The following is a 19,398-nucleotide window of genomic DNA, read 5'->3' on the forward strand; positions in this document are numbered from 1 at the left end:
TCTCTCGGGCCTGGTGCCGGGCGACGAGTGGGAACACTACACCTAGTGGTGCACGCCGCTACCGAACACAAGGACTGGTGTTACACGGATGTCGTTCCGTCATCCCCACGTCATCCACAGGCTATCCCCGGGCACTGACACGGACTCCCTCTGAAACACCAGGCAGGACGTCGTTCATCCACAGGGTGAGGTGGATCTGGGGACGACCTCTGCACAGCCCCGGAGTGCCGCGCAGGTCACTCGAACGTCGGCGTGTCGGGCAACACGGGCGTGTCGGCCCGAAGGGTCTGGAGTGGCGGATTCGGACATGCGCCGCGCGGCGGTCACTTGCCCATCGGGCAACTCTCTTTTATGTTTCCCGCATGGAAAGAGACTTCGACCCGGACGAGGCGGCGCGGGCGCTGGACGCACTGGCCGCGGACCGCGCGCAGCTGGTTGACCGGGCGCGGGTGCCGTGGACCCTGATGGCCGGGTTCGGCGCTGCTGCGGCCTGGTGGGTCGGCAGTGCTGCCGGGACCGAGCCGGGTGCGGGCTATCGGGCACCGGCGTCCAGTTGGTTGGCCCTGCTCGGGGTGCTGGTGATCGCACATCTGGTCCGACGCGAACTGGGCATCCGGTTCCGCTCGATGGGTACCCGCGCGGGTGGGGCGGTGACGGCGCTGGTGATCGGCTGCCTGGTGCTGTTCAGCGTGTCGCTCGGGCTGGTATCCCTGGGCGCGGCGTGGGCGGTGGCACTGACCAGCCTGTGCGCCTTCGGGCTGACCACCTGGCTGTCTGGGGTGGCGCTGCGCTCCGCCGTCGCCGAGCTGCGTCGTGGCTGAGCCGCTCGACGCGCGATTCGATGAGATCGTGCACCCGCCGCTGCGACTGCGGATCTGCGGGCTACTGCGACCGGTCGACGCGGTGGACTTCGGGCGGGTGCGCGATGCGCTCGACGTCTCGAATGCGTCGTTGTCCAAACACCTCAAGGTGCTGACGGCGGCCGGGTATGTATCCGCGACCAAGGCGGCCTCCGCGGATCGCGACGACGCGCGGCGGGTGATGTGGCTGTCGTTGACCCCGGCGGGGCAGCGCGCCTTCGACGGGCACATGCGCGCGCTGCGGGAGATCGCCGGGTTGCCGTCCGGAGCGTGACGACAGACCGCGGAGTCGAGTGAGGTTTCCGGTCAGTCGATCCTGTGGCCGGTCAGGGCCGCCAGAGCACGATGGCGCGGGCGTCCCGGTCAGTCCGGTCCAGCTCACCGGTCCGGTCGGCCATCGCACGACGACGGCGGCTGCGCCCGATGGCGACCACATCCCCGGAGGGGTGGGCGGTGAACACCCGACGACCGGGTTCGGCCAGCCCGCGCAGGTAGTCGACCTGGGCGGACAGCCGCTCGACCTCCGCCTCCAGATCGAGGATGCGCTTGATCCCGGCGAGGTTGATGCCCTCCTCCTGAGACAGGCGCTGCACCTCGCGCAGGGTGGCGATGTCCCGCAGTGAGTACCGGCGGCCCCGCCCACGGGTACGGGCCGGGGACACCAGACCGAGCCGGTCGTACTGGCGCAGGGTCTGGGGGTGCATGCCGGCGAGTTCGGCGGCGACCGAGATCACGTAGACCTGGGCGTTCTCCGCGGGCATCCGACTCCCCTCCTTCACGACTGAGCCGCGGGGCACCGGGTGGGATGCCCCGCGGCGGATGTCACTTCCCGGCCTCGGCGATCAGCTCGGCACGGGGGTCCTGACCGGCGGTGGCGGCGCGGAAGGCCTCCACCGCCTCCTTGGCGGCACCGTCGAGCCGTTGAGGCACGACGACCTGCACGGTGGCCAGCAGATCGCCGGTGCCGGAGCTGGTGGTGATGCCCCGACCCTTGAGTCGCAGGGTGCGACCGGACGGGGTGCCGGCGGGGATCTTCATGGTGACGGTGCTGCCGTCCAGGGTGGGCACCTGGACCTGGGCACCGAGTGCGGCCTCGTCGAAGGTCACCGGCAGGGTCACCCGCAGGTTCGTGCCGTCCAGGGCGAACACCGGGTGCGGGGTGACCTTGACCGTGACCTCCAGATCACCGGCGGGTCCACCGCCCTCGCCGGGTCGACCCTTGCCCCGCAGTCGGATCTTCTGACCGTCACGCACTCCGGCGGGTATCCGGGCCTTGACGGTCCGACCCTCGACGCCCAGCGTGACGGTGGAGCCCTCGACCGCCTGGCGGAAGGGCAGGGTGGTCACCGCGGACAGGTCGGTGCCCCGACGGCTGCGCGACTGACCGAAGCCACCCCCGCCACCGCCGAACATCCCGCCAAGGATGTCCTCGAACCCGCCGCCGCCTCCGCCGGTGCCGAAGCGGACCCGGGAGCCCCCGGGCGCACCCGCGCCACCGAACATGCCGCCGAACAGGTCCTCGAACCCGGCACCACCGGCCGACCCGCCCGCGCCACCGGCCTGGAAGCGCGCGCCCCCGGCCATCGCCCGCAGCTGGTCGTACTGCTGACGCTGCTCGGGGTCGGAGAGCACCGCGTAGGCCTCGCCGACCTCCTTGAACTTCGCCTCGGCCTGCGCATCGCCCGGGTTGTGATCCGGGTGCATGGTCCGCGCGAGCTTGCGGTAGGCCTTCTTGATGGTGGCCGCATCCGCGTCCTTGGGGACGCCGAGCACGCCGTAGAAATCCTTCTCCAGCCAGTCCTGACCGCTCATGACGCCTCCCCTCGATGAGTCGGTGACCCGGCCGTCGGGGTCCCCATGCGGGGCCGCGACGGCCGGGTGCTGCTGATGCTCGCGGTCACTCCGGGTCGACCACGGCCACCCGGGCGGCGCGGATGATTCGCTCGCCCATCCGGTAACCGGGCTGCAGCACCTGCTGCACGGTCGGCTCGGTGACCTCGGCGGAGTGCCCGTGCATGAGCGCCTCGTGCACCGTCGGGTCGAAGATCTCGCCCGCCGCGCCGTAACGCTCGATGCCGAACCGGCCGAGGGTCGACTCCAGCTTCTCCGCGATGGACGCGAAGGGGCCGGTGAGGTCGCCGTGCTGCCGGGCGAGCTCGATGTCGTCCAGCACGCTGATCAGCGCCTCCGCGACCGATGCCACCCCCTGATCGCGGGCGACCAGCGCCTCGGACTTGGACCGCTTCACGTAGGCCGAGTACTGCTGCTCGAGGTTGTAGTAGTCGGCGTTCCGGCGCTGGAGCTCGTCCAGTCGCTCGGCCGCCAGCTGCTCCGCCTCGGACAGCGCCTCCGACGTCGACTCGCCGCCACCGTTGACCGCGGCCTCGGCCTCCGCCAGCACCTGCTCCTCCGGCGTCGGCTCACGCAGCTCACCCGTCTCCGGGTCGACGCGGCGCTTGTCGGTGAAGCGAGGGGTGTCCTCGCCGTGGTCCTCGGTCACTTCTTGTCACCCTCGTCGTCGACGATCTCGGCGTCCACCACGTCGTCGTCGGAGCTCTGCGACTCCGGCTCACCGGCGGGGGCAGCCTGCTCGGCGTCCTGGTTCTGGGCGTACAGCGCCTCACCGATCTTCTGGCTGGCGGTGACCAGGGCGGACTGCTTGGCGGTGACCTCGGCCAGGTCCTCCCCCTCGAGCGCCTTCTTCAGGTCGTCGAGCGCGGAGCGAACCTCAGTCTTGACGTCGTCGCCGAGCTTGTCGTCGTTGTCGGTGAGCAGCTTCTCCGTGGAGTAGACCAGCTGCTCGGCGGAGTTGCGGGTCTCCGCCTCCTCACGACGCTTCTTGTCCTCCGACGCGTGCGCCTCGGCCTCCTTGACCATGCGGTCGATCTCCTCCTTCGGCAGACCGGAGCCGCCGGAGATGGTCATCGACTGCTCCTTGCCGGTGCCCCGGTCCTTGGCGGAGACGTGCACGATGCCGTTGGCGTCGATGTCGAAGGTGACCTCGATCTGCGGCATGCCACGGGGTGCCGGGGCGATGCCGGTCAGCTCGAAGGTGCCCAGCGGCTTGTTGTCCCGGGCGAACTCGCGCTCACCCTGGAACACCTGGATCAGCACCGACGGCTGGTTGTCCTCCGCGGTCGAGAAGATCTCGCTGCGCTTGGTCGGGATCGCGGTGTTGCGCTCGATCAGCTTGGTCATCACACCACCCTTGGTCTCAATGCCCAGGGACAGCGGGGTGACGTCGATCAGGAGCACGTCCTTGCGGTCGCCCTTGATGACACCGGCCTGGAGCGCGGCACCGACGGCCACGACCTCGTCCGGGTTCACGCCCTTGTTCGGCTCGCGGCCACCGGTCAGCTCACGCACGACCTCGGTCACCGCGGGCATCCGGGTGGAGCCACCGACCAGCACAACGTGGTCGATGTCGGCCAGCTTGATGCCGGCGTCACGGATCACGGCGTTGAACGGCGCCTTGGTGCGCTCGATCAGGTCCTTGGTCATCTCCTGGAACTGCGCCCGGGTGAGCTTCTCGTCCAGGTGGATCGGGCCGTTCTCGCTCATCGAGAGGTACTGCAGGCTGATGTTGGTGCTGGTCGCAGACGACAGCTCCTTCTTGGCCTGCTCAGCAGCCTCACGCAGACGCTGCACGGCGATCTTGTCCTTGGACAGGTCCACGCCGCTGGAGTTCTTCACCTGGGAGACCAGCCAGTCGACGATCCGGTTGTCCCAGTCGTCGCCACCGAGGCGGTTGTCACCGGAGGTCGCGCGGACCTCGATGGTGGAGAAGTCGTCATCCTTGCCCACCTCGAGCAGGGAGACGTCGAAGGTGCCACCACCCAGGTCGAAGACCAGGATGAGCTCGTCCTCCTTGCCCTTCTCCAGACCGTAGGCGAGGGCGGCGGCGGTCGGCTCGTTCACGATCCGCAGCACGTTCAGACCGGCGATCTGACCGGCGTCCTTGGTGGCCTGGCGCTCGGCGTCGTTGAAGTAGGCCGGGACGGTGATCACCGCGTCGGTGACCGGCTCGCCCAGGTACTCCTCGGCGTCGCGCTTCAGCTTGCCCAGCACGCGGGCGCTGATCTCCTGCGGGGTGTACTTCTTGCCGTCGATCTCGTCCGTGGCCCAGTCGGTGCCCATGTGGCGCTTCACCGAGCTGATGGTGCGGTCCACATTGGTGACGGCCTGCCGCTTGGCGACCTCACCGACCAGCACCTCGCCGGTCTTGGAGAACGCCACGACGGACGGGGTGGTCCGCGAGCCCTCGGCGTTGGCGATGACGGTGGGCTCGCCACCCTCGAGGACTGCGACGACGGAGTTGGTGGTACCGAGGTCGATGCCGACTGCACGTGCCATGTCTGATGCCTTCCTTCGTCCTGCTGTGTCAGGTCTGAGCGTCTGTACGGCGTCGGGGTGACGCCTTGAGTCGTCTGGGCTCAAGTCTGCGTCGGGTTGGCGCGGGTGGCAACTCCGACGGGGTGAACTTGAGTCTGCCTGGCTCAACTCCGGGGAAGGCGAAAATGTTCCTGCGCGTGGCACACGCTCAGGACGCGCAGGCACTCAGGCCAGTTCGACCCGGTCCGCCTGCGGGCCCCGGTCGCTCTGACGCACCTGGTACCGGACCCGGTCGCCCTCGTACAGCGGCTCCCCGTCGCGGACGACCGACACGTGCACGAACAGGTCCTGCCCGCCGTCGTCGGGCGTGATGAACCCGAAGCCGCGATCCGCATCAAATCGCGCCACCACACCCCGGCCACCGCGGACCGGGCCGCGCTCCGACCGTCCGCGCTCACGACGCGCCGGGCCGCCGACCAACCGCACCCCCTGGGCCTGCGCGCCCCTCTCACCCTCGGAGGTCCGGTAACTCACCCGGTCGCCCTCGGCGAGATCGTCAAGGCCACCGGACAGCGCCCGAGCGTGCACAAAGACGTCCTGATCCCCGGAGTCCGGGGTAATGAAGCCGAAACCCTTACCCGCGTCGTACCAGTTCACCGTGCCGTCCGCGCCGTCATTGCGGGCGACCGGCCCGGACCCCGCAGAGCCGGAACCGGCGGCGAGCGGGAGCACGTGGTCCGCCTGGGGACCCTTCTCCCCGTCGATCACCAGGAACGCAACCGGTTGACCCTCGGTGAGCACACCGCCGCCGACGATGGCCGAGCTGTGCGCGAAGATCTCACCCTGACCGTCATCGCGGGTCAGGAAGCCGTAGCCCTTGGCCGGCTCGTACCAGTTCACCGTGCCGAGGACCCCGAGGGTGGCATCCGCGGCCACGTCACCGGTGACGCGCACCCGGCGAGCCTGGGGGCCGCGGTCGCCCTCGCCGATCTCGAACTCGACGGCCTGCCCCTCGCGCAGCACCACCGGGCCGTCCTGACCGATGACCTCCGAGGCATGGACGAACACGTCATCTGTGCTGTCGGCGGGCGCGATGAAGCCGAAGCCTCGCTCGGTGTCGAACCAACGGACGGTTCCCTGGGGCACGGTGTTGCTCCTCGTGGTGGTGACGATTGCTGTGGTCCAGTGTCCCCCGTTCGGACTGCTCGGAGTACAACGTGCCCGTCGCCACTGGAGCGCCGGTCAGCGGGCGAACCGCTCCGCCAGCGCCGCGCCGGTCAGCGAGCCTTCCGCGCGCACCAGCTCCGCGGGCGAGCCGGTGAACACGACCTGCCCGCCCTCCACCCCAGCGCCCGGTCCGAGGTCGATCACGTGGTCCGCGCGGGAGATGACGTCCAGGTTGTGCTCGATCACGATCACGGTCGACCCAGCGTCGACGAACCGGTCGAGCAGGCCGATCAGGCGGTCGACATCGGCCATGTGCAGGCCGGAGGTCGGCTCGTCGAGGATGTAGAGGTCGGCGGGTGAGCCGAGTTCGATGGCGAGTTTGAGGCGCTGGCGTTCGCCACCGGACAGGGTGGACAGCGGCTGACCGAGGGTGAGGTAGCCGATGCCGACGTCGTCCAGGGCGGTGAGCATGGCGGCAATCGGCTTCTCAGTGAAGAAGTCGCGGGCCTCGACCACGGGCATCTCCAGCACGTCGGCGATGGACCGGCCACGCAGGGTCAGGTCGAGCACCTCCTGGGTGAATCGGCGTCCACCGCAGGTCTCGCAGGGGGTTTTCACCGACTCGAAGCTGCCGAGTTCGGTGTAGATGACGCCGAGTCCGCCGCAGGCCGGGCAAGCACCCTCAGAATTGGCGCTGAACAGGGCGGGCTTGACGCCGTTGGCTTTGGCGAAAGCCTTGCGGATGTGGTCGAGCATGCCGGTGTAGGTGGCGGCGTTGGACCGGCGGGAACCACGGGTGGTGGCCTGGTCCACGACGACGGCATCAGGGTGTTGGGCGGGCAGGACACCGCGGATCAGTGAGCTCTTGCCGGAGCCCGCGACACCCGTGACCGCGACCAGCACACCGGTCGGGATGTCGACGTCGACATCACGGAGGTTGTGCCGGGTGGCGTGCCGGATCGGCAGGGTGCCGGTGGGGGTGCGCGGGTCGGTCTTGAGCGGTTGGTGCCGGCTCAGGTGCTCGCCGGTCAGGGTGCCGGAGGTACGCAGCCCGGCCACATCCCCCTGGTAGACGATGCGACCGCCGGCACCACCCGCACCGGGGCCGACATCGATGACCTGGTCGGCGATCGCGATGACCTCGGGCTTGTGCTCGACGACCAGGACGGTGTTGCCCTTGTCGCACAGCGCGCGCAGCAACTCGTTCATCCGGTGCACGTCGTGCGGGTGCAGGCCGGTGCTCGGCTCATCGAAGACATAGGTGACGTCGGTGAGCGCGGAGCCGAGATGGCGCACCATTCGCACGCGCTGGGACTCGCCACCGGACAGGCTGGTGCTCTCCCGGGCGAGGCTCAGGTAGCCCAGTCCGATCCGGACCAGGTCATCAAGCCGATCAGCCAAGCCGTCGAGCAGGGGTTGGACCTGCGGGGCGTCGAGGCCGCGGCTCCAGGCGGCGAGCTCGCTGACCTGCATGGTGGTGCAGTCGTGGATGCTGCGGCCGCCGAGCAGGCTGGACCGGGCGGCGGCGTTGATCCGAGCACCGCCGCACTCTGGGCAGGCACCCCGGGTGGAGATCCGCTCGACGGCGGCGCGAACGTGACCCTGGAGCTGGTCGAGGTTCTTACTCAGCGCGGAGCGGCGCAGCTTGGGGATCAGCCCCTCGTAGGACAGGGACATGCCGCCCACGTCGACCTTGATCGGCTTGGCCTTCTTGCCCTCGGGCTGGTCCGGGCCGTACAGCAGGAGCTTGCGCTGTTCCGGGGTGAACTCCCGGGTCGGCACGTCCACCGGGAACCACCCGGTGTCGGCGAATCCCTTCCAGTACCAGCCGCCGACCTGGTAGTTCGGGAAGTCGATGGCCCCGTCGTTGAGGCTGAGCTCGGGGTGCAGCAGCGCATCCTCGTCGATGGCGGCGACAGTGCCGGCGCCCTCACAGGTCGGACACCAGCCCCGCGGGTCGTTGAAGCTGAACGCGGTGGGCGTGCCGAGGACGGGCTCAGCGGCACGCGCCCAGATCCGGCGCAGCATCGTGTACGCATCGGTGGCGGTGCCGACCGTGGACCGGATGTTGCCGCCCATCGGCTCCTGGTCCACCACGATCGATGCGGTGAGTCCGGTGATCGAGTCGGCATCCGGTTGCGCGGACTGCGGCAGGAAGTTCTGCACGAAGGCGCTGTGGGTCTCGTTCAACAACCGCTGCGACTCGGCGGCGATGGTGTCGAAGGCCAGCGATGATTTGCCCGACCCGGATACCCCGGTGAAGACGGTCAACCGGCGCTTGGCGACCTCCAGATCGACATCCTGAAGGTTGTTCTCTCGGGCACCACGGATGACGATGGATTCGGTCACGACTGCTCCTCGGCGGGGGCTGGGTACGGACGCGGCGACGGGTCGGTCAGGTTACTCGGTCCTTGGGACAGCGTCCGACAGCAGTTCCGCGACCAGCGTGCGGTGCGCCCATCTGGCCCAGGCGAGCCTGCTCCACCGGGCCCGGACCACCAGCGAGATCCACGAGTCCGGGCCGAGCACCATCGCCAGCACATCAGTGGCCTGCTCTGGTGTGGTCAGCGGCGACAGCGCACGGCCGAGCGAGTCGATCAGTGCCCGATGCAGCTCCCGCCGTTCGTCCTCCTCCTGCGCGCGCAGTTGGTCCAACGCCGCGTCGGAGCGAGCTTGTGCACGGAGCATCTCGATCAGCTCGGCACCGGCGGCCAGTCGATCAGCGCATCCGCGCACGTGCAGGAACAGCCGACGCTTCAGATCCGGCTCGGCGCGGGTCCGGACCGCCCAGGCCAGATGCGCAGGTGGTCGATGCCGGGTCCGACGGTCCGCACCGTCCACCGCCTGATCGAGCGCCCCGACCAGCGCCGCCGCCTTGGTCGGGAAGTGGTAGTACACCGTCTGCACCCCGACCCGGGCTTGTCCGGCGATCGCCGTCATGCTGGTTCCGTCGAACCCGTACGTCAGGAATAGCGGAGCGGCTGCCAGCGCGATCGCCTTCCGGGTCTGCGCGGCTCGCCGGGAGCGACCATCAGGCAGGTTGTCGATGGTGATGTCGCCGGGGTCGACCGCCCAGATGTCGATCTCTGTCACCGGATCATCGTAGTCCGACTACAGATACCTGTGCAGTGTGGCTTCCTCCCGAGTGACGTGGTGCGACGACGCTCGACGGTCTCCGTCCAGTAACACCCCGAGCGCGGCCCGCGTCTGGGCGTGGGCGCAGGTCCGCGCAGGGCGCATATCGGGAGGGGTGCGCATCGCGCGGGGTGGATATCGCGCGGGGTGCATATCGGACGGGGCGCATGTCAGGCGGCCGCGAAGGCTCGGACCACCGGCACCGGCGTGTCACCCGGCGGCGTGTCGGCGGGAGCGCGGGATGTCGCATGGGCCAGACTCCGAGTTTATGGAGCCGCGCTACAACATGATGCGTCCGTGCAAGAGGCCCCACTGCCACACGTGCTGGCGCACCGCGCACCCGGATTTCTGTTGTCGCACTACAGCTACCCGGAATGTGCCCACAACGACATTCCGTGCGGACGCCGACACGCCAGCTCGACACGCACATACCCGTGCGTCGTTGAGCCCGCCGATGGCCACCGCGCGACCTTCGGCGACTGTGGGGATGCCCGCCGCTGCGGGCCGTCGGTGATCTCGGCGGTGTCGATGGAGCTCGGGAACGCCCTGAGCAGGACCAGAGCCACGCTGCGCCGGGTCAGTGCCCGGTGGCGAGCAGCACCACCAGCACCACGTTGAGCACTACCACGAGGCCGACCACCAGAATCAGCACCGCCTGCAGTCCGCGTCGGTTGACGTGCTCGCCCATCAGACCGCGGTTCGCGTTCAGCGCCACCAGCGGGATCGCGGCGAAGGGGATACCGAAGCTCAGCACCACCTGGCTGATCACCAGGGTCCAGGTCGGATCGGCACCCAGACCGAGCAGCAGCAGCGCCGGGATCAGGGTGATCGCCCGGCGCAGCAGCAACGGGATGCGGCGATGGATCAACCCTTCCATCACCGCGGCCCCGGCATAGCAGCCGACCGAGGTAGAGGCCAGGCCGGAGGCGAGCAACCCGATGGCGAACACCAGCCCCACCCCGCCACCGAGCGCACCGGAGATGGCCGCATGCGCGCCCTCGATGGTGTCGGTGCCCTCGACGCCGCGCAGGTTGGCCGCAGCGAGCAGCAACAGCCCGATGTTCACCGCACCGGCGACGACCAGCGCGGTGACCACATCCCATCGGGTGGCGCGGAGCAGGCGGTGCCGAGTGTCGGCGTCGTCGGTCCGACCGAAGCGGTCGCGACTCAGCGCCGAGTGCACGTAGATCGCATGCGGCATGACGGTAGCGCCGAGCATCGACGCGGCCAGCACCACCGAATCCGTCCCAGCAAAGCGGGGGGCAAGCCCGGAGAGCATTTGCGACGGGTCCGGGGGTCCGACGACGAGCCCGCACAGGAAGCCGATCACGATCACCAGCAGCAGCGCCGTGATCACCGCCTCGAACCGGCGCTGCCCGTACCGGTCCTGGGTGGCCAGCAGCAGCATCGAAACCACGCCGATGATGGCCCCGCCCCACACCAGGGGCAGCCCGAAGAGTAAGTGCAACGCGATCGCACCGCCCACCACCTCGGCCAGATCGGTGGCGGCGGCGACTACCTCGGCCTGCGCCCAGAACGCCAGCCGCGGACCCCGACGCATCCGACTGCCGAGCACCCCCGGCAGTGAGTCTCCGGTGACGATGCCAAGTTTGGCGGACTGGTACTGCACCAGCACCGCCATCGCATTGGCCGCGACCAGCACCCACAGGAGCAGGTAGCCGTAGCGGGCACCGGCGGTGAGGTTGGCGGCGACGTTCCCCGGGTCGACATAGGCGATGGCGGCGACGAAGGCGGGTCCGAACAGCGCCAGCAAGCGGGGACGGGTCGGCGCTGCTGCCGGGGTGTCCCGCACGGCCATGGCCGCAGTCTTGCGTGTCACCGCACCTCCTAGTTCGGGTGTCCGAACTTAACCCAACGGCGACCCGTGCGCGACTCCGGTGCTCCGAGTCCCAGCGAGGCTCCCGGCCTGCCATCGAGGGCAACCGCTTTCCCTGTCGTGACCTGAAAAGGCTGACATTTCGCATAAGTCGCGCACAGGATCGGGTGGTGTCACGGTGACCTCGGAAGGTCATGTCTCATCGCGGAGGACTCGGGCAATGACGTGGTTCGCACAGACCTTGATCGACCATCCGGAGATCGCCGTGCTGCTCACAGTCGGTCTCGGCTTCTGGGTAGGTCGGATCCACTACAAGTCGATCGGGCTGGGTGCGGTCACCGGCACCCTGTTGGTCGGTGTGGTGATCGGTGCACTGGTCCATGTGACCGCCAGCGACGGCACCATCACCCACATCGCCGTCGATGGTCCGGCTAAGTCGATCTTCTTCCTGCTCTTCCTGTTCGCCCTCGGGTTCCGGCTCGGACCGCAGTTCTTCAGCGGGTTGAAGGGTGCAGGGCTGGCGCAGGCGCTGTTCGCGGTGATCCTCGCCGTCGTCGCCATCGCCACGGTGGTCGTGCTGTCCAAGGTCCTCGGCTTCAACCCTGGCCTGGCCGCTGGACTGGCCTCCGGTGGTCTGACCCAGTCGGCGATCATCGGTGTCTCCCAGGGGTCCATCGCCGGACTGCCGGAGAGCGCGGACACCATCACCCAGTGGCAGGGGCTGGTGCCGGTGGCCTACGCGGTGACCTACATCTTCGGCACCGTCGGCACCGCGCTGTTCATCGCGAATGTCGCCCCGCGCATCCTCGGCATCAAGGATCTGCCCGCCGCGGCCGCCGCACTGGAACGCAAGCTCGGGTTCTCCGACCCCAATCCGGACGTCAGCTCCGCCTACCTGGATGTGGTGCGCCGGGCCTACCGCCTGACCGCGTTGCCCGAGGGCGTACGGAATGTCGCTGAGTTGGAGCAGTACCTGGACGACCGGAACGGCACCGCCGAGCACGTGTTCGTCGCCCGCATCCGACGTGGCAGCGGGCAGGTGGAGGATCCGAATCTGGACGCGTTCCTCGCGGTGGGAGACACCGTGGTGCTCACCGCCCGTCGCCACGATCTGTTCGCCGCTCATGTCGAGCCCTTCACCGAGGAGGCGGACGACCGCGAGCTCCTGGACTTCCCCATCGAGGACCTGTGGGTGGTGGCCTCCTCCAAGGAGGTCGTCGGGCACACCATCGGCGAGCTGGCCACCGACCCGCGCTCGCGCCGGATCTTCGTCCGAGGGCTCAAGCGTTCTGGCCGGGACATCCCCTGGTCGCACCAGACCCGGATCGACTCCGGGGACGAGATCCACGTGCAGGGTCCGCTGCCACTGTTGGAGGCCGGGATCAAGCACGCCGGGTACCCGGTGCGGAACACCACCGACACCAACATGGTCACCGTCGGTCTGGCCATCGCCATCGGCGCGCTGATCGGCGTGCCCACCGTGCTGGTCTCCGGCATCCCGCTCGGACTATCCACCAGCGTCGGTGCACTGCTGGCCGGTCTGCTGGTCGGCTGGTACCGGACCCGCTCCCCCAAGGTCGCCAAGCTGCCCGGCTCCACCCAGTGGTTCCTGGAGACCGTGGGCCTGAACGTGTTCATCGGCATCGTCGGCCTGACCAGCGGACCCGGGTTCGTCGACGGGCTGCGGCAGTACGGGCTCAGCCTGCTGCTGGCGGGTGCGGTGGTGACGCTGCTGCCGCTGCTGGTGATGACCTTCCTGGCCAAGTGGGTGTTCAAGTTCGACCCCGTGATCACCCTCGGCGTGCTGTGCGGATCGCGGTCGGCCACCGCCGCGGTCGGTGCCACCCGGGAGGCCGCCAAATCAGCCGTGCCGCTGCTCGGCTACTCCGTCCCCTATGCCATCGCCAACATCGTGCTCACCGTGGGCGGCGCGGTCATCGTCGCCCTCATGGGCTGAGAATCACCAGAGGAGCAATCGTGACTGTCCAGCACATCTCCCGCGACGAGATCCGCCGCCTCCAGCAGCTCTCGCCCTTCGAGCTGAAGAACACGCTCAGTTCCCTGGCCGGTGAGCACGAGCGCCGCACCGCGTTCCAGATGCTCAACGCCGGGCGCGGTAACCCGAACTTCACCGCCCCCACCCCGCGGGAGGCGTTCTTCCGGCTCGGCATGTTCGCCGTCGAGGAGTCCCGCGCCCAGGCCAGTTGGGACCCGGAGCTGGTCGGCGTCCCGCAGGAGAAGGGCATCGCCGACCGATTCCGCGCCTGGTTGGACGCCCACCAGGGCGAGTCCGGCGTCGACCTGCTGACCCGACTGCTCGACTGGGGCACCGGCGAGGCCGGCTACGACCCGGACCCCTTCGTGTGGGAGCTGGCGGACGCGGCGATCGGTGACCACTACCCCGAGCCGGACCGGATGCTGAAGCACACCGAGGACGTCGTGCGCCGCTACCTATACCAGGAGCTCGGTGAGGGCATGGGCTCCGGCGGCGGGGTCGACCTGTTCGCCGTCGAGGGCGGTACTGCGGCCATGTGCTACATCTTCGGTTCGCTGAAGGAGAACCGGCTGATGCACGCCGGGGACACCGTGGCGATCATGACCCCGATCTTCACGCCCTACCTGGAGATCACCGAGCTCGCGGACTTCGGGTTCGAGCAGATCCACATCCAGGCGTCGGCGGTCGGACCGGACGGCGGGCACACCTGGCAGTACCCGGACGAGGAGCTGGACAAGCTGCGCGACCCGTCCGTGAAGGCGCTGTTCTGCGTGAACCCCACCAACCCGCCGTCGGTGCGGATGGACGACCGGACCCTGGAGCGGATCGCCGACATCGTCGCCACCGACAACCCGAACCTGGTGATCATCACCGACGACGTGTACTCCACCTTCGCGCCCGGATTCCGGTCACTGGCGGCGGTCTGCCCGCGCAACACCATCACCGTGTACTCCTTCTCCAAGTACTTCGGCGCGACCGGCTGGCGACTCGGGGTGATCGCCACCCACCGCAAGACGATCCTGGACGAGCAGATCGCCGCCCTGCCCGAGGCGGACAAGGTGGCGCTGGACACCCGTTACGAGTCGCTGAGCCTGGACCCTCGGTCGCTGAAGTTCACCGACCGACTGGTGGCTGACTCCCGTGATGTGGCGCTGAACCACACCGCCGGGCTGTCCCTACCGCAACAGCTCCAGATGCTGCTGTTCTCCGCCTACTGCCTGCTGGACACCGACCAGCACTACAAGCAGCAGGCCCAGGCGTTGATCCAGCATCGACTCGACCGGTTGGAGACCGGACTGGGCTACCGACTGCCCGCGGACGCCAACCGGGTGGCGTACTACATCGAGATCGACTTCCGGTCCTTCGCGCAGCGGGAGTTCGGCGACGAGCTGGTGGCGTTCCTCGACCAGAACTACGAGCCCACCGACATCCTGTTCCGGCTGGCCGAGCAGACCGGGATCATCGCGCTGAACGGCGGCGGGTTCGACGGGCCGCCGTGGTCGATCCGGTTCTCCCTGGCCAACCTGGACGACGACCAGTACGAGCAGATCGGCAAGTCGACCCGGGCGGTGGCGTTGCAGTACGTCGACGAGTTCCGGGCGCAGGGCGGGACGCTGCCGCCGGTGGACCCGGAGCTGGACCCGACGCTGTAGAGGGATGTCCCGGCGGGGTGCACACCACCCCGCCGGGTCAGCTCTCGCCCGACCGGCCCGCCACCGTGGCCGACGCATGCGGGTCGACCCGCAGCCAGACCCGCTCCCCGACGCCCGGCACTCGATCCGCGCCGGGTCGGGCAGCCACCGGTGCCACCGGGTCACCGTCCAGACCGCTCGCGCCGACCCGCGGGTCCAACTCGGCGATCACCTCCGGACGGCCTTGCCGGGTGCGCCGACCGACGATGGTGGCGGCGACCTCGTGCACAGAGCGGACCTCCTCCGGGGACGGGGCGGCTGAGTCCACCACCGTCCACCCCCCGTCGGCCACCACCAGCACGCCGTCAGCCGTACCGGGCTCAGGCAGGGCGGTCCGGTACCCGAGGAACCGGGCCACCCGCTGATCCGCCGGAGCGGACCACAACTGCTCCGGCACCCCCTCCTGCACCAGCCGCCCGGCAGACATCACCGCCACCCGGTCGGCCACCACCGCCGCCTCGTCCTGATCGTGGGTCACGAACAGCGCCGTCGTCCCGGTGGCGACCAGGGCCGCGCGCAGGTCGTCGGCCAACCGCTCGCGCAGACTGCGGTCCAGTGCGGACAGCGGCTCGTCCAGCAGCAGCAAGCGGGGCCGGGGGGCCAGCGACCGGGCGAGCGCCACCCGCTGCCGCTCACCACCGGACAGGGTGCCCACCGGCCGGTCCTGATACCCGGGCAGTCCGACCAGCTCCAGCAACTCGGCCACCCGCGGCGCGCGCTGCGGTCCGCGCGGCAGACCGTAGGCGACGTTCCCGGCCACGGTGCGATGCCCGAACAGCTGCCCGTCCTGAAACACCAGCCCGAATCCGCGCCGATGGGTCGGCACCCCGGACAGGTCCGCGCCCTGCCATCTGATCGACCCGGCGGCAACCGGCTCCAGTCCTGCCACCGCGCGCAACAGGGACGATTTGCCGCAGCCGGAAGGCCCGAGCAGCGCCAGCACCTGACCGTCCTGGACCGCCAGGTCCACACCGTCGACGGCGGTCACCCCCGGATAGCGGACCACCAGACCGGTCACCAACAGACCGTGGCTCACAGTTCCCCTCCGAATCCGCGCAGCCGTTCCGCGAGCGCCATCACACCCGCGGTCAGTACCGCGAGCACCACACTGGCCGCCAGGGCCATTCCGTACCGGTCCGCGCCGGGCAGTCCGATCAGCCGGAAGATCACCACCGGCAGCGTCGGGCGGTCCGGCCGGGCCAGGAAGCTGGTCGCACCGAACTCGCCCAGTGACACCGCGAAGGCGAAGCCCACCGCCAGTCCGAGCGACCGGGCGACCACCGGCAGGTCGATGCTGGCCAGCACCCGCCCGGGTCCGGCCCCGAGGGTGGTGGCCGCCTCGCGCAGTCGGGGGTCGATGGCCCGCAACACCGGCAGCACGGTGCGCACCACCAGCGGCACCGCCACCACGGCCTGCGCGATCGGCACCAGGACCCCGCTGGTCCGCAGGTCGGTCGTGATCCCGAACGGGTGCCCCATCACCAGCAGGAACCCGAAGCCGACGGTCACTGCGGACACCCCGAGCGGCAGCATGAACACCCCGTCCAGCACCGCCACTGCCCGACGCAGCACCGGGTGCCGGGGCCGGCGGGAGACCACCAGCGCGACCAGTCCACCGACCAGCACCGCCAGCAGCGTCGCGTCCACCGCCACCCGCAGCGAGTTGGCCAGCGCCTGCCACACCGTCACCGACAGCGCCGAGTCCCCGCCGTCGGTGGCCAGCGCCCGATAGTGGTCGAGGCCCCACCCCTCGCCCACCCGCAGCGAACCGGTCACCAGCGCGAGCAGCGGCAGCGCCAACAGCACCAGGGTGACCGCGGTGATCAGCGTCGGCACTGGGTGTGGTCTGCCGGCGGGCAGCGGTGCGTCGACCAGCGCCAGCGCCCGCTCCCGGCGACGACGGGCCCGTGCCGCCACCGCCAACGCCGCCACGACCACCACCACCTGCACCACCGACAGCACCGCCGCCGCCCGCAGGTCGAGGAACTGCGTGGTCAGGTACCAGATCTCGGTCTCCACGGTGCCGAACCGCAGACCACCCAGCACCAGCACCGTCCCGAAGGCGGTCGCACAGAACAGGAACACCAGCGACGCCGCCGACACGATGGCCGGGGTGAGTGCGGGCAGGGTCACCGTCCAGAACGCCCGCGCCGGGGACGCCCCCAACGCCCGCGCCGCCTGCTCCGGACGGGGATCGAGCCGCGACCACAGCCCGCCCACCGTGCGGACCACCACCGCATAGTTGAAGAACACCAGCGCGGCGATGATCGCGGCGAAGCTGCCGTCCAGCCCGAGGAACCCGAGCGGACCGTTCTCCCGCAGCAATGCCCGGAACGCCACCCCGACCACCACGGTCGGCAGCACGAAGGGCACCGTCACGAACGCCCGCAACACTCCCTGCCCCCGGAACCGGCAGCGGTACAGCAGATACGCCCCCGGCACACCCAGCAGCACCGAGATGACGGTGCCCACCGCGCCCTGCGCCAGGGTCAGTCCGATGATCCGCCAGGTCCGGGGCCGCCCGAAGACCTCCGCGAAGCCGGACAGGTCCAGCCCGCCGTCCCAGAACCCGCGCCCAACCAGCGACAGCACCGGCCAGGCGAAGAACACCCCGAGGAACACCAGCGGCACCAGCGCCGCCAGCGTCCACCACAGCGGTACGGCTGCGCGCCCGCGCACGGGCACCACCTGCCGGGCGGAGCCGTCGTCGGTCCGCCCCGCTCGTCGAGAGGGTGCGAGGGTCATCGCCTCAGCCGACCACCAGATCCGTCCACTCGCGGACCCACTCGTCGCGGTGCGCGGAGATCTCCGCAGGGTCGACGGTCCACGGGTCCTCGGACAGGGGCGCCCACTGCTCCCAGGCCTCTGGCAGTGCCGCAGTGGAAGACACGGGGTACATGTACATCGACCCCGGGATGTCCGCCTGGACCTGGTCGGACAGCAGGAAGTCGATCAACCGCTGCGCACCCTCCGGGTTGGCAGCGCCCTCGATCACCCCGGCGTACTCGACCTGGCGGAAGCAGGTGCCGAGCATCGCGGCGGTGGTCGGGCCCGCGGCCTCGTCGTTCACGGTCTCCGGCGGCGAGGAGGCGTAGGACAGCGCGATTGGCCGCGCGCCCCCGCCACCCCCGCCGGAGAAGTCCGAGTAGTACGCGTCCGACCAACTCTCGGAGACCTTCAGGCCGTTGTCACGCAGCGCGGTCCAGTACTCCTGCCAGCCGTCCTCGCCCTTCGCGCCGATGGTCGCCAGCAGGAAGGACAGCCCGGGCGAGCTGGTCGCAGCGTTGGTCACCACGGTCAGGTCCCGGTACTGCGGCGCGGTCAGATCGTCCAGGGTGGTCGGCTCGGCGATGCCGTGGTCGGCGAACCAGGTGGTGTCGATGTTCAGGCAGACATCGCCCATGTCGATGGCGGTCAGCGATCCGGAGTCGTCCGGGGCGTACTGCTCGGCATCCTCGGCCGCCGGCACCTGCGAGGTGTACGGCGCGAGCACCCCGGCGTCGATGGCCCGGGTGGCGAAGCTGTTGTCGATCCCGTAGACCACATCGCCCAGCGGGCTGTCCTTGGTGAGGATCAGCTGATTCACCAGCGCCCCGCCGTCACCGGGTGCCACCTGCTTCACGGTCAGCCCGGTCTCCTGCTCGAACTGCGCCAGCAACCCGTCGGACAGGTGGAAGGAGTCGTGGGTGACCAGGGTGACGGTGCCCGCCGACTCGCTCGCCGCCGGGGCGGAACCGCCGGTGACCGAACATCCGGCCAGGGCCACCACCAGCAGCCCGGCTCCCAGTGTGATGCGCATGTGTCCTCCTCGATGGTTACCGAGGGGGCCGTCCGGGCACGGATATGCCCGGACGGGGAGAGGTGTCTCGACTCCCTACGCCGGTGCTAACCGGATCAGGTGTGAGGGTCTGCGGTCAGTCCGCACTCTCAGCGCCAATAGGCGCTCCCCTGTCGTTCGCCGCCGACAGTACACCGTGTGCGACCTGCACCGGCACCCGGTCCGGGCTAGCGTGGGCACCCGCAGCACCCACCGTCAATCCAGGAGGTCCCGCCGTGTCCGACCAGGAAGAGAACGAGTCCACCCTGGCCAAGATCACCGGCCTGGTGGTCGCCGGTGCCGTGGCCTGGGCCGCACAGAAGGCACTGGGCGCGATCTGGAAGAAGGCCTCCGGTCACGAGCCGCCGAAGCCGGAGGACCCGGGCGACAGCCGCCTGGGCGAGGTGATCGCCGCCGCCGCCATCACCAGCGGCGTGGTCGCACTGGCCCGGGTGCTCGCCGCCCGCGGCACCGCCCGGTTCAGCAAGCGCGTCAACGACGGTCGACACCTGCCGGGCAAGAACGCCTGAGCGACCCGTCGCGCGGCCGATCCCGCGCGAGTT

The 19,398-nt window shown here is 69.7% G+C and carries 16 protein-coding genes and 1 riboswitch; of the genes, 5 read left to right on the plus strand and 11 right to left on the minus strand.

What is annotated here, in order from left to right; genetic code table 11:
• The first annotated feature begins 362 nt into the window (after positions 1–362).
• Together AB0N78_RS12755 and AB0N78_RS12760 are read left to right on the plus strand one after the other, a co-directional pair.
• Positions 363–821 (plus strand): hypothetical protein, encoded by a 459-nt coding sequence (locus tag AB0N78_RS12755; protein ID WP_363390683.1) that lies wholly within the window; start codon positions 363–365, stop codon positions 819–821.
• Positions 814–1,134, plus strand: coding sequence for a transcriptional regulator (locus AB0N78_RS12760; RefSeq protein WP_363390686.1), 321 nt, complete (start codon positions 814–816; stop codon positions 1,132–1,134). The genes AB0N78_RS12755 and AB0N78_RS12760 overlap by 8 nt, the downstream gene beginning before the upstream one ends.
• Before the next feature lie 52 nt (positions 1,135–1,186).
• Here AB0N78_RS12760 and AB0N78_RS12765 read toward each other — a convergent pair whose 3' ends face one another.
• The 8 genes from AB0N78_RS12765 to AB0N78_RS12800 all read right to left on the minus strand — a co-directional run bounded on the left by AB0N78_RS12765 (position 1,187) and on the right by AB0N78_RS12800 (position 11,313).
• The gene (locus tag AB0N78_RS12765) at positions 1,187–1,621 is read right to left on the minus strand and encodes a helix-turn-helix transcriptional regulator (RefSeq protein ID WP_363390689.1); all 435 of its coding nucleotides are present in this window, start codon (positions 1,619–1,621) and stop codon (positions 1,187–1,189) included.
• A 61-nt stretch (positions 1,622–1,682) separates the two neighbouring features.
• A complete protein-coding gene (locus AB0N78_RS12770) occupies positions 1,683–2,672 on the minus strand; it encodes a DnaJ C-terminal domain-containing protein (RefSeq protein WP_363390692.1) in 990 nt (329 codons plus the stop codon).
• A gap of 85 nt (positions 2,673–2,757) precedes the next feature.
• Entirely contained in the window at positions 2,758–3,360 is a 603-nt protein-coding gene (grpE, locus tag AB0N78_RS12775) for a nucleotide exchange factor GrpE (protein WP_363390695.1), read from the minus strand.
• Positions 3,357–5,213, minus strand: a complete 1,857-nt coding sequence (gene dnaK / locus AB0N78_RS12780) for a molecular chaperone DnaK (RefSeq protein WP_363390698.1) — start codon at positions 5,211–5,213, stop codon at positions 3,357–3,359. The genes grpE and dnaK overlap by 4 nt, the downstream gene beginning before the upstream one ends.
• 204 nt (positions 5,214–5,417) lie before the next feature.
• Positions 5,418–6,338 (minus strand): cold shock domain-containing protein, encoded by a 921-nt coding sequence (locus AB0N78_RS12785; protein WP_363390701.1) that lies wholly within the window; start codon positions 6,336–6,338, stop codon positions 5,418–5,420.
• A gap of 96 nt (positions 6,339–6,434) precedes the next feature.
• A complete protein-coding gene (locus AB0N78_RS12790; protein WP_363390704.1) occupies positions 6,435–8,708 on the minus strand; it encodes an excinuclease ABC subunit UvrA in 2,274 nt (757 codons plus the stop codon).
• A gap of 51 nt (positions 8,709–8,759) precedes the next feature.
• Positions 8,760–9,452, minus strand: a complete 693-nt coding sequence (locus tag AB0N78_RS12795; protein WP_363390707.1) for a TetR/AcrR family transcriptional regulator — start codon at positions 9,450–9,452, stop codon at positions 8,760–8,762.
• A gap of 619 nt (positions 9,453–10,071) precedes the next feature.
• Positions 10,072–11,313 carry an Nramp family divalent metal transporter gene (locus AB0N78_RS12800; protein WP_363391473.1) on the minus strand — a complete coding sequence of 414 codons (1,242 nt, stop codon included), beginning with the start codon at positions 11,311–11,313 and terminating at the stop codon, positions 10,072–10,074.
• A 238-nt stretch (positions 11,314–11,551) separates the two neighbouring features.
• Here AB0N78_RS12800 and AB0N78_RS12805 point away from each other — a divergent pair, with 238 nt between their 5' ends.
• Positions 11,552–13,288: a hypothetical protein gene (locus tag AB0N78_RS12805; RefSeq protein WP_363390710.1), complete on the plus strand. Its 1,737-nt coding sequence runs from the start codon at positions 11,552–11,554 to the stop codon at positions 13,286–13,288.
• A gap of 20 nt (positions 13,289–13,308) precedes the next feature.
• Complete coding sequence (locus AB0N78_RS12810; protein WP_363390713.1) at positions 13,309–14,979, plus strand: bifunctional aspartate transaminase/aspartate 4-decarboxylase; 1,671 nt, start codon at positions 13,309–13,311, stop codon at positions 14,977–14,979.
• Positions 14,980–15,016: 37 nt separating this feature from the next.
• On the opposite strand, the gene AB0N78_RS12815 is transcribed toward AB0N78_RS12810, so the two are convergent.
• From AB0N78_RS12815 to AB0N78_RS12825, 3 genes are read right to left on the minus strand one after another with little or no spacing between them, the layout of a single operon-like run.
• Positions 15,017–16,054, minus strand: coding sequence for an ABC transporter ATP-binding protein (locus AB0N78_RS12815; protein ID WP_363390716.1), 1,038 nt, complete (start codon positions 16,052–16,054; stop codon positions 15,017–15,019).
• Positions 16,051–17,763, minus strand: a complete 1,713-nt coding sequence (locus AB0N78_RS12820; protein ID WP_363390719.1) for an iron ABC transporter permease — start codon at positions 17,761–17,763, stop codon at positions 16,051–16,053. The genes AB0N78_RS12815 and AB0N78_RS12820 overlap by 4 nt, the downstream gene beginning before the upstream one ends.
• A gap of 4 nt (positions 17,764–17,767) precedes the next feature.
• Positions 17,768–18,817 carry a thiamine ABC transporter substrate-binding protein gene (locus AB0N78_RS12825; RefSeq protein ID WP_363390722.1) on the minus strand — a complete coding sequence of 350 codons (1,050 nt, stop codon included), beginning with the start codon at positions 18,815–18,817 and terminating at the stop codon, positions 17,768–17,770.
• Positions 18,818–18,872: 55 nt separating this feature from the next.
• A riboswitch (TPP riboswitch) is annotated at positions 18,873–18,978 on the minus strand.
• 93 nt (positions 18,979–19,071) lie between these two features.
• Between AB0N78_RS12825 and AB0N78_RS12830 the strand changes: the two genes are divergently transcribed.
• Positions 19,072–19,365 carry a DUF4235 domain-containing protein gene (locus AB0N78_RS12830; RefSeq protein ID WP_363390725.1) on the plus strand — a complete coding sequence of 98 codons (294 nt, stop codon included), beginning with the start codon at positions 19,072–19,074 and terminating at the stop codon, positions 19,363–19,365.
• Positions 19,366–19,398 lie beyond the last annotated feature (33 nt).

Source organism: Cellulomonas sp. NPDC089187, from assembly GCF_040685135.1.
In the GTDB taxonomy this organism is placed as follows: domain Bacteria; phylum Actinomycetota; class Actinomycetes; order Actinomycetales; family Cellulomonadaceae; genus Cellulomonas.